Origin of the sequence: Kaistella soli (assembly GCF_019038595.1) — a bacterium.
In the GTDB taxonomy this organism is placed as follows: domain Bacteria; phylum Bacteroidota; class Bacteroidia; order Flavobacteriales; family Weeksellaceae; genus Kaistella; species Kaistella soli.
Map to the genome: position 1 here is coordinate 142287 of NZ_JAHOPF010000006.1, position 8912 is coordinate 151198.

Sequence of the window (8912 nt, forward strand, 5' to 3'; positions counted from 1 at the left end):
GTCTGGTAAATATAACAATCTAAAAATTAGCGAAAATCTTGAGGATATGAAATTTCAATCCTGGATTTTCCCTGTCACCTGCAGCCGCTTTAATAATCCATTGCTAAATCCTGTCCATCGTTTCATTGATCTGTTTCTCTTTATATTCCGAATTCGAAACTTTTCCGAAATTATATTTTAGTCCTACAGAAAAAACAGGGGTGTTGCCGTAAAAACTTCCTTTGGTAACAATTTTATCATAACTCAGTTTCTGGATAAAAGTGTTCTGTTTAAATACATCATTGTACCGCACGGTAAAATCAAAATTCGAAACAGATTTTGTCAGTCCTAAATTCACGATCAGCATCTCATTGTATTCATAAAGTCCCTGTGTCCTTTTGGTAATCCAGGAGCCGTCTAACAGGAAATGGAAACCTTTTCCCAATTTAATGGTATTGTTAGAATAGAAATAGACGTAAGGAGTTGATTTATTGACGGTCGCAAGGCGGTCTTCAGTGGCGGAATAATTTAAAGACAGACTGTTTTGAGAACTAAAAAACCGGTATTCAAACGGAACATCCAATCCTAAACTTGCGCCCTTTTCTTTCTCAAAATTTTTGGTCGTAAACTTGGAAATATTTTTAATTTCATCATAGAAAAGACCGAAACCGATAGGATTTTTACTTTCATACACTGAAGCATTCAAAGCCCATTTTTTGAGATTTACACTTGCGCTGATTGTATTGGTGTAGGTGGGCAAAAGATTGGGATTTCCTTCGTATTCGACATACGGACTGCTGTATAAACCGCCTGAAGCCAAATCCCCATAACCTGGTCTGGAGATACTCCGGTTGAAGTTTAAAGTATACACACAATCTTTGTCTTGTTTGAAAGAAATTTCTGCGCTTGGAAACCAATCCAGGTAGTTTCTTTTGATATTCGTTTCATTAAGTATTTGGTTAAAACCATTGGCCGATGTTGCTTCCACACGGAGACCCGCTTTAAAACCAAATTTTTCTTTTTCGCCTGAAAATTCTGCGTAAGACGCCCAGTTTTCTTCTTTAAAAAGGTATTTGAAATAATCCACAGGACTGCTGTTTCTATAATCTGTAAAATTATCGGTAACAGCATCTGCTTTTGTAAAACTTGCGCCAAATCCCAGCTGATAATCTTCGAGTATTTTTTTCTCGATATCAATTCTTCCTGAAAAAGCATTGACAGCATTTTTCTGTTTCCTGAACTGACTGAAAATATATCCGGAATCATCAGTATCATTATAAAAATCGTGATCTACATTATTGCTTTCCCGGGTGAACTGTAAACCGGCGAAAATATTGGCGTCAATGGATTTTAACTGTTTATTATAATTAAAAATTGAATTGATGGTGGCCCGTTGTCTGTCCTGATGATTGAGGGTTAATATCTGAGATTTTACTCCGTCTTTTTCATAATGCGTAACGGTGTTATTGTGGCCTTTGTCAGGTCTTAAATTGGCATTAACGGAAAAAGTCAGATAATCACCGTCATTTAAATCCTGATATAAACTGGCTCCCAAAATAACCTGCGGACGGTTGGTCATCGATTTTATAATATAATCAGAGTTTATATTTTTATCCGGAACCGAATACTCAAAACCGTTGCTTTCCCAATGCTGAATTTGGTTATACGCTGCATTCAGTTTCCATTCGGTCTTATTTTTCTTTTGTTGAAAATTGGCGGAAAGATTGTTACTGAAACGTTTGTTCAATGTGGCAGTTTCATTAAGCGTGAATTTGTAGCCTTCCTTTTTACTGTTTTTCAATATAATTCTGATGACTGCTTTTCCTTCCGCTTCATGTTTTGCAGAGGGATTTCTGATCATTTCTATGGATTTAATATCATCAACAGAAAGAGCCGACGCCGTAACGAAATCAACTTTTTGATGGTCAATATACAGCAGCGGAACTCCTTTTCCCACCATAGATAACCCTTCTCCATTGGCATCAATTGAAATAAAAGGCAGCTTTGCCAACAAATCCGTAGACGTGGGCACCTTATTCAGCGCTGAATTTGCAATATCGATAGTGATATTTCCATTCTGTACCTGAAAAGTTTTTCTTTTACCTGAAATTTTAACCTCACCAACATTCAAAATCTTTTCCTGGAGTATGATTGTAAAAGTTTTATTTTCCGAAAGTACAAAAACAGGTTCTTTTTGCGTTACATTGTCCGAATCAATTTTCAAAAAATACTGAGCTGGTTTTAAGTGAGTAAATTCAAATATTCCATTCTGAGCAATAGCCGTTTTTACAAGTTCATTTTGTGGTGTAAACAGATAAACTTCTGCTGAAGGAACTTTCTCCTTATTGCTGTTAGTAATAGTACCATTTATTTTGAAATCTCCCTGTTGGGCAAAAGCATTGATACACAAAAGAAACAGGAGAAGATGAACGGATTTAAAGAGTATTGAAGTTTTTAAACGACCCATATTTGTTTTTCATTTCGAACAAGACAATTCAGTGGTATCAACTGTTACATGCCGCGGTATTTTTATTCGTTGAGATAGTGGATGAATATTCTGTTGGGGGATTGTTATCACTGATTTTTATAAATATAATGAAAGAACAATCAGCGAAAAATCTTTGTGATGTAAACTTCAAACCCACTGATAAGACACCTTGTTTAGGCAGTTTTTCTATTCATTAATATCTTCGAAAGTCAATTCATTATTCGCTTTATTTATCGAAATCCGTCTGAATGTTGGTGCATAGCCTTCATGTCCACTGGGCTTAAAGTATTCACGAACATAAGAGTTTTCTGTCTCGTAGTTTTGAGTAACTTTATTCCCAAAATATCTGTTAGGAACTGGGTGCAACATTAGATTTTCTATTGACCTATTGTCTGATTTGAAGTTCTCTGAACTTTTAATGTTAGTTATTGCTTTTTGTTTGTCACGTTCAGAGATTTTCAGCGTAAAAGTGTGATAGTAATCGCCGATTGCTGACGTGGACTTATTTTCTGTTAAATCAAATTCGTCTGTCAGTTTTATGCCTTGCTCTTCAACTAATTCTACCGCGTTTTTTTTCGTGAAAAATTGGTCCTCAAATGCCATAGATAGAGCAAAGATTAAGATTAAAAATCCATAGCCTACTGCCAAATATTTAGCTGCCTTAGGATAACCGAGCTTTTTTGGAACGAAATAAAATAAACAGCCAACTCCAACTGGAAGTCCAACGAATACCAGTATAAAAAGTCCTATAAGTATTAATTCGTCCAATTGTATGTTTGGTTGATTTATTGTCCCTTTTTAAAATGCAGTATAACGGTTGGTTAGTTCTGTTGGCGGGGATTGTGATAACCGTTTTTGTAAATATAACAAAAAGAACAATTAGCGAAAATATTTATGATGTAAACTTCAGCCGCTCTATTAGAAATACGCTGTTACTGCAGTGTTCCCTATTTTCTATTATTTTTTTATAATTTTTTTATTGACCGTTTTATATTGAGTAGAAATTGTTAAAATATAAGTTCCCGGAGTTAGTCGGGACAGGTCAATCCGTGCATTTTTCTCCAGGTTATTTCTGGTCAAAATTTTTCTTCCGTTCAAATCAAAAATTGATACTGAAAAATTTTCTTCTTTTTTAGCTGAAATTAATATATCATTATTTACTGGAATTGGTCCAATTGAAAAACTTTGATCATCTATTTCATCCGTATACAAATACGTATCCAGTTTTCCAAAAAAAACATCATTGGCAGATATAGATTGAAGAAGAAAACCGTCTACATTAATTGTATTTTTAAATATCCCTGCACAGTATAAATTTTGGGAAGAATCTAGACTTAAAGACTTAACTCCTGCATTGGGAATTACTTTATTCCAGACTGTTGCCCCATTATTAGCAATCTTGCTTAAATTCGCCGTATATGCGCTTACTGAAGAGCCATATGTTAAGAACGTATTCCCATCTGCATCAACAACAGAATGATAGAAAAGATCATCGCTGTTGGATCCGTACGATTTCGCCCACAGAAAATTCCCGGCATTGTCCATTTTAGTTAGATATGATTCCAGCCCACCGTTATTATAAATAGTATGGCCTTCAAAATCTAATGAATTACTAAAGTAATTTCCGGATATATATACATTTTTTTCACTGTCCAACATGATTTCCTGTCCATAATCGTCGGCATTTCCACCCACTGCTTTTGCCCAAACTAAGTTTCCATTATTATCCAGTTTTGCAATTAAGATACTTGCTGTAGAATTCCCCGTGATTGTAGTTTCCCCTATTATTGCGGAATTTGTAAAACTGCAGGCTAGATAAATATTATTGGATGAATCTGTAGTTAGTGAAGGTCTGAAGAATGAACCGTCACCAGTATCAGTAATTACCTTTCCAAAAATTGCCGACCCATCATTTGAATTTAATTTCAGAATTAAAAAATCATTATTTCCCGTTACGGCAACCTGGTCAACAGTTAGATAACCCGAAAACCGGGTAAAAAACAAAAGATTACCTTCTGCATCCACGCCAACTCTTAAACTTCCCAATTTTTCGATTTTCCTTGCCCATAAAAAATCACCCTGTGCATTTAATTTGCAGATGAAAGAGGTGGTAACAGAACCGCTTCCATGGTTATCGCCAGAGATTAAAGCAGTTGTGCCAAAAGTGGCAGTACCATTAAAGTTTCCAACTAAATAAATACTTCCCTGTGCATCTGTGGTTACGGAGTAGCTGAATATTCTTCCGGAGGACGAGATTGATTTAGTCCATATAAAATTTCCAACATGGTCAAGTTTAGCGATATAACTGTGTGGTCCACTGGTAGCGGAGTACGAAGCAGAACCAAAAGTAGCCGTGTTAAAAAAGGATCCGGTAACGATCAAATTGCCGAAAATATCATTTTCAGAGTCCGAAACTGTAACATTACCTTCTGCCGCAGCATTCGTTTGATTGACCCAGGAAAATGTTGGCGTCTGCGAATAGACAATAGAAGCGAATAGGAAGAAGTAAAAAAGTAGAAATTTTGTTTTCATATGGTTCTTTATTGGATTATTTTTTTTTACAATTGCAGGTAAAGCCTGGGTATTTCTGTTGACAGGATTGTGATCACTGATTTTGTAAATATAACAAAAAGAACAATTAGCGAAAATCTTCGTAATGAAATTTCAAACTCACTAATAAAACACCTTTTTAGACAGTTTTCTATTCCCCCTGCTGCGCAAAGTCTACTGACTTTGCGCGATTCAACAAATAAACTTTAAGCCTCATTTTTTTTATCAACAGTACAAATGAGATTTTCTAGTATTTGGTAAACCCAGGCTTTTAGATATTGTGAAAAACATTATTATTTCGGCTCAAAGTCAGGAGACTTTGCGCATCGGGGGAGCGGGGGCGTTTTTAATTCTTAATATGAGAAAATTTATTATTTTCAGAAATAATTATTCCACCAATTTTTTTGAAACTTCCAAATTGTCCACACCAATTTTCAGTGTCATTTTTTTTTTCGGTATCCCAAAGAATTATTCCAAAATTATTTTCAATTTTTTCATCGGTAACAATTCCATATTCACCGTTCAATTTTACTTTCATTCCAGGCAGAAAATCATTTTTACTATCAAGTAACTCATTCCATTTGTCTAAAATATCCACATAAAAACTTGTGGAATTTGTTGCTTCATAATTTTCATTAAGAGATGATACTTCCAAATCAGAAAAAATGTCAATTATCTCAACAATTTCGTCATCGCTTAAGTCAATAATAAATTTAGAAGTTTCAATGTCTTTAATTCTATTGTGTTTTAAAGGCTTCTCTATTTCACAATTTTTTATAATTTCTTCGATTTTATTGACGAGAAAATTATGTGAAATTTTTTCAAGTTCATTTTGAGTGCTTTGTAGTACGGAATAGTCTAAAATTTTATTCATTGGGATTATGTGAAATCTTCGTCATACGATTACAGACAACGGTTGGGTATTTCTGTTGGACTGCAATGGTGTGCAGAATTTTTGCCGTGATCCAACGAAACCTAGCGAAGCGGTTCGACCTAGTCCAAATTAAACTTTGTGAACCTGCATAAATTTGCACCTTAATTTTATCGCTTTTTGTTTGCTTTTTGTTATAGAATATGTTAGCAGATGTGCCGACTCTCATTATTTTTAAATCTACAATCCTTTTCTTTCAGATATAAAAATACTATCAACAATTTGTTGATCATTGAAATGAAGATTTAAATATTTGTATTGGATAGGATCAATTCCGCGCCATTTTATTAACACTGTGTAGATTAGAGCGTCTTGTGCTTTCTGATCGTCGTGCCCTTTTTCATTAATCTTTCCTATAATTTTTTCAATTTCTTGAATGCTTTTACCTTTCAAATTATACTTCATTAATAAATCATCTAACATTTCATATCGCAATTCATAACTTATTCTGTCATCAGTATCATCGCTATTCCATAAATTCTTATCAAATTTTCTCTGCTTCTGACAAGAAAATAAAGTTATTAAAACTAAAAAGGAAAAAGCGAATTTCATTTTGGCGAATAATTATTATATTTTGAATATTGCGATTGTCTGTTGGGCATTTCTGCTAACGGTTGGTATTTTTGTTGGCCGGGATTATGATAAAAGGTCTTTGTAAATATGACTAAAAGAACAACTAGCGAAAATCTTTATGAGGTAAACTTCAGCCCCGCTAATAGAAATACCTTGTTGAACTAAACCTCCGGTAGCTTTTTCGATTCGCCGTTTTAGTAATTTTGTTTTTTTAACAATCAAAACATTTACTATGGCTACAAAAAAAAATCTCCGGAGGATGTAAGAACGAACAAATTTCTGAACCGTGCCTCGAGCGAAGTTAACGGTTTTGCCGAACTCCTGCAACGCTTCGAAAGAAATATTTCCATCCTGGGCAGGAGCCCCAGAACCTTTGATAATTATTCCCGGCATGTGGCAGCCCTGGCGCTGCACTTCAAAACATTTCCTACGGAACTGGATCCTGAACAGGTGAAAGATTACTTGTTTGAACTCCAGCAACGAAGCCAAACCCCTTCTCAGTCCTATTTCAAACACACCGTTTACGGACTGCGGTTCCTGCTGAAGACCGAAGGCTTGCCTTATAGTTTTCTACACCTTCCCGCCATTCCAAAAGTAAATAAACTGCCGACTGTTTTAAGCCGGCAGGAAGTTTGGCGCATGCTTCAAACAGCAGAACTCCTGAAACACAAACTGCTCATCGGGCTCATCTACGGCTGCGGACTGCGCTGTATGGAAGTAAGAAATATCGAACTTCAGCATCTGGACTTCGACCGCAGGATGCTGCATGTGGTTCAGGGTAAAGGCCGGAAAGACCGTTATGTTCCTTTATCCGAGCATTTAATTCGGGGACTGAAAACCTTTATTAAAGTTGAGAATCCGGTTCAGTATTTATTCAATGGGAATCATAACAGGAATATTGAAGAGATTGACATTCTTACTCCTAAAAGTACAGGCTTTGATTCCCGCTACAGCCAGCGCGGCGTGCAGTGGGTCATCAAAACCATCTCAAAAAAAGCCGGAATCACCAAAGAAGTCCACACCCATACTTTGCGCCACAGCTATGCCACGCATTTGCTGGAAGATGGTGTTCCGATCATCATGGTTCAGAAACTTCTGGGGCATGAAAGAATTGAATCGACCATGGAATACCTGCATGTCTGTCAACTGTCGGAGCAAAAACCGCACAGCCCTTTGGATACCGTTTTCGCTTTATGCCGCAAAAATGGAAACCCGAACTAAGGGCGGAACTGTTGCTGAAGTTCTCCGCAAACTCAATTTATCAACTCAGAATTTTACGGTTCATCAGGAAAAAACACTTCGGGCTTTATCGTACTGCCGGACTTCAGCTTTGGGCGGTCATATCGATGCGTGCGACGGTTGCGGAAACCTCTCCATCAGTTACAACTCGTGTAGAAACCGGCATTGTCCGCAATGTCAGGGACATAAAAAGGAAGAATGGATCCAGAAGCGCGAGCAGGATTTATTACCCTGCAGTTATTACCATCTGGTTTTTACGCTTCCCGAAGAACTGAACGGTTTGGCAATCGCAAATCCCACACTCATTTACAAAACCCTGTTCGAAGCAGCGTGGGCGACTTTAAACCAGTTCGGTAACACCGAAGGAATCCAACTGGGAATGATTGCCATTTTACACACCTGGGGACAGAATTTAAGTCTGCATCCGCATTTGCACTGCATTGTTCCGGGTGGTGGAATCAATAAACAGGGGAAATGGAAAAAGAAAGTAAGGACGGATAAATATCTCTTCTGTGTAAAAGCGATGAGCAAAGTGTTCAGAGCCAAGTTTGTGGCGCTGCTTCGGGCTTCAGGAAACGGTGATGGAGCGTTGATGAATGCCTTATTCTCCAAAAATTGGGTCGTCTATGCAAAACGTCCTTTTGGCGGCCCGAAACAGGTAATTGAATATCTGGGAAGATACACTCACAAAGTCGCCATCAGCAACCACCGGATCAAAGAAGTGACAGATCAGGAAGTGCGTTTTGGCTACAAAGATTACCGCAAAGGCGGCGAAAAAAAGGAAATGACCCTCAGCAACGAAGAGTTTGCTCGAAGGTTCAGTCTTCATATCCTGCCCAAAAGGTTTGTGCGGATCCGGCATTACGGTATTTTAAGCAGCAGCTGGAAGCGTGGGAAACTGCAGAGTTTACAGTCTGATTTAAACATCCAGGTTACGGAAGCAAAACCCAAGACTTTGCTCAATAAATGCCGGTGTTGTAAAGAAGGAAACCTGTTTGCCATCGCTGTTTTCGGGCAGCGCGGTCCGCCGCAGGACTTTCTTTTCGTCACCCAACCTTTCTCTGCGAAATAAGCTTTGCGGGTAAGGGAAACTGTGTTTTGCAGCGAAGAAAAACCGCAGAAAACCACTTCCAAAGGCTACCAAATGCCACA

7 protein-coding genes are annotated in these 8912 nt (G+C 37.3%); 2 read left to right on the forward strand and 5 right to left on the reverse strand.

What is annotated here, in order from left to right; genetic code table 11:
• Positions 1 to 103: 103 nt before the first annotated feature.
• From KSK37_RS12745 to KSK37_RS12765, 5 genes are all read right to left on the reverse strand, one after another.
• Positions 104 to 2446, reverse strand: coding sequence for an outer membrane beta-barrel family protein (locus tag KSK37_RS12745; protein WP_217201927.1), 2343 nt, complete (start codon positions 2444 to 2446; stop codon positions 104 to 106).
• 207 nt (positions 2447 to 2653) lie between these two features.
• Entirely contained in the window at positions 2654 to 3235 is a 582-nt protein-coding gene (locus KSK37_RS12750; protein WP_217201928.1) for a hypothetical protein, read from the reverse strand.
• A gap of 189 nt (positions 3236 to 3424) precedes the next feature.
• Positions 3425 to 4999, reverse strand: a complete 1575-nt coding sequence (locus tag KSK37_RS12755; RefSeq protein ID WP_217201929.1) for a T9SS type A sorting domain-containing protein — start codon at positions 4997 to 4999, stop codon at positions 3425 to 3427.
• Between the two features lie 364 nt (positions 5000 to 5363).
• Positions 5364 to 5891, reverse strand: a complete 528-nt coding sequence (locus KSK37_RS14090) for a hypothetical protein (protein WP_246566591.1) — start codon at positions 5889 to 5891, stop codon at positions 5364 to 5366.
• A 237-nt stretch (positions 5892 to 6128) separates the two neighbouring features.
• On the reverse strand, positions 6129 to 6500 hold the full coding sequence (locus KSK37_RS12765; protein ID WP_217201930.1) for a hypothetical protein: 372 nt from the start codon (positions 6498 to 6500) through the stop codon (positions 6129 to 6131).
• Between the two features lie 372 nt (positions 6501 to 6872).
• On the opposite strand from KSK37_RS12765, the gene KSK37_RS12770 reads away from it, so the two are divergent.
• A complete protein-coding gene (locus KSK37_RS12770) occupies positions 6873 to 7742 on the forward strand; it encodes a tyrosine-type recombinase/integrase (protein ID WP_484825359.1) in 870 nt (289 codons plus the stop codon).
• Complete coding sequence (locus KSK37_RS12775) at positions 7726 to 8832, forward strand: IS91 family transposase (RefSeq protein ID WP_217201932.1); 1107 nt, start codon at positions 7726 to 7728, stop codon at positions 8830 to 8832. The genes KSK37_RS12770 and KSK37_RS12775 overlap by 17 nt, the downstream gene beginning before the upstream one ends.
• Positions 8833 to 8912 lie beyond the last annotated feature (80 nt).

What these genes read in the sequence shown, in the direction of transcription:
- KSK37_RS12745 (WP_217201927.1), bottom strand. Translation starts at nt 2,446, where the DNA reads ATGGGTCGTTTAAAAACTTCAATACTCTTTAAATCCGTTCATCTTCTC.
- KSK37_RS14090 (WP_246566591.1), bottom strand. Translation starts at nt 5,891, where the DNA reads ATGAATAAAATTTTAGACTATTCCGTACTACAAAGCACTCAAAATGAA.
- KSK37_RS12765 (WP_217201930.1), bottom strand. Translation starts at nt 6,500, where the DNA reads ATGAAATTCGCTTTTTCCTTTTTAGTTTTAATAACTTTATTTTCTTGT.
- KSK37_RS12775 (WP_217201932.1), top strand. Translation starts at nt 7,726, where the DNA reads ATGGAAACCCGAACTAAGGGCGGAACTGTTGCTGAAGTTCTCCGCAAA.
- KSK37_RS12755 (WP_217201929.1), bottom strand. Translation starts at nt 4,999, where the DNA reads ATGAAAACAAAATTTCTACTTTTTTACTTCTTCCTATTCGCTTCTATT.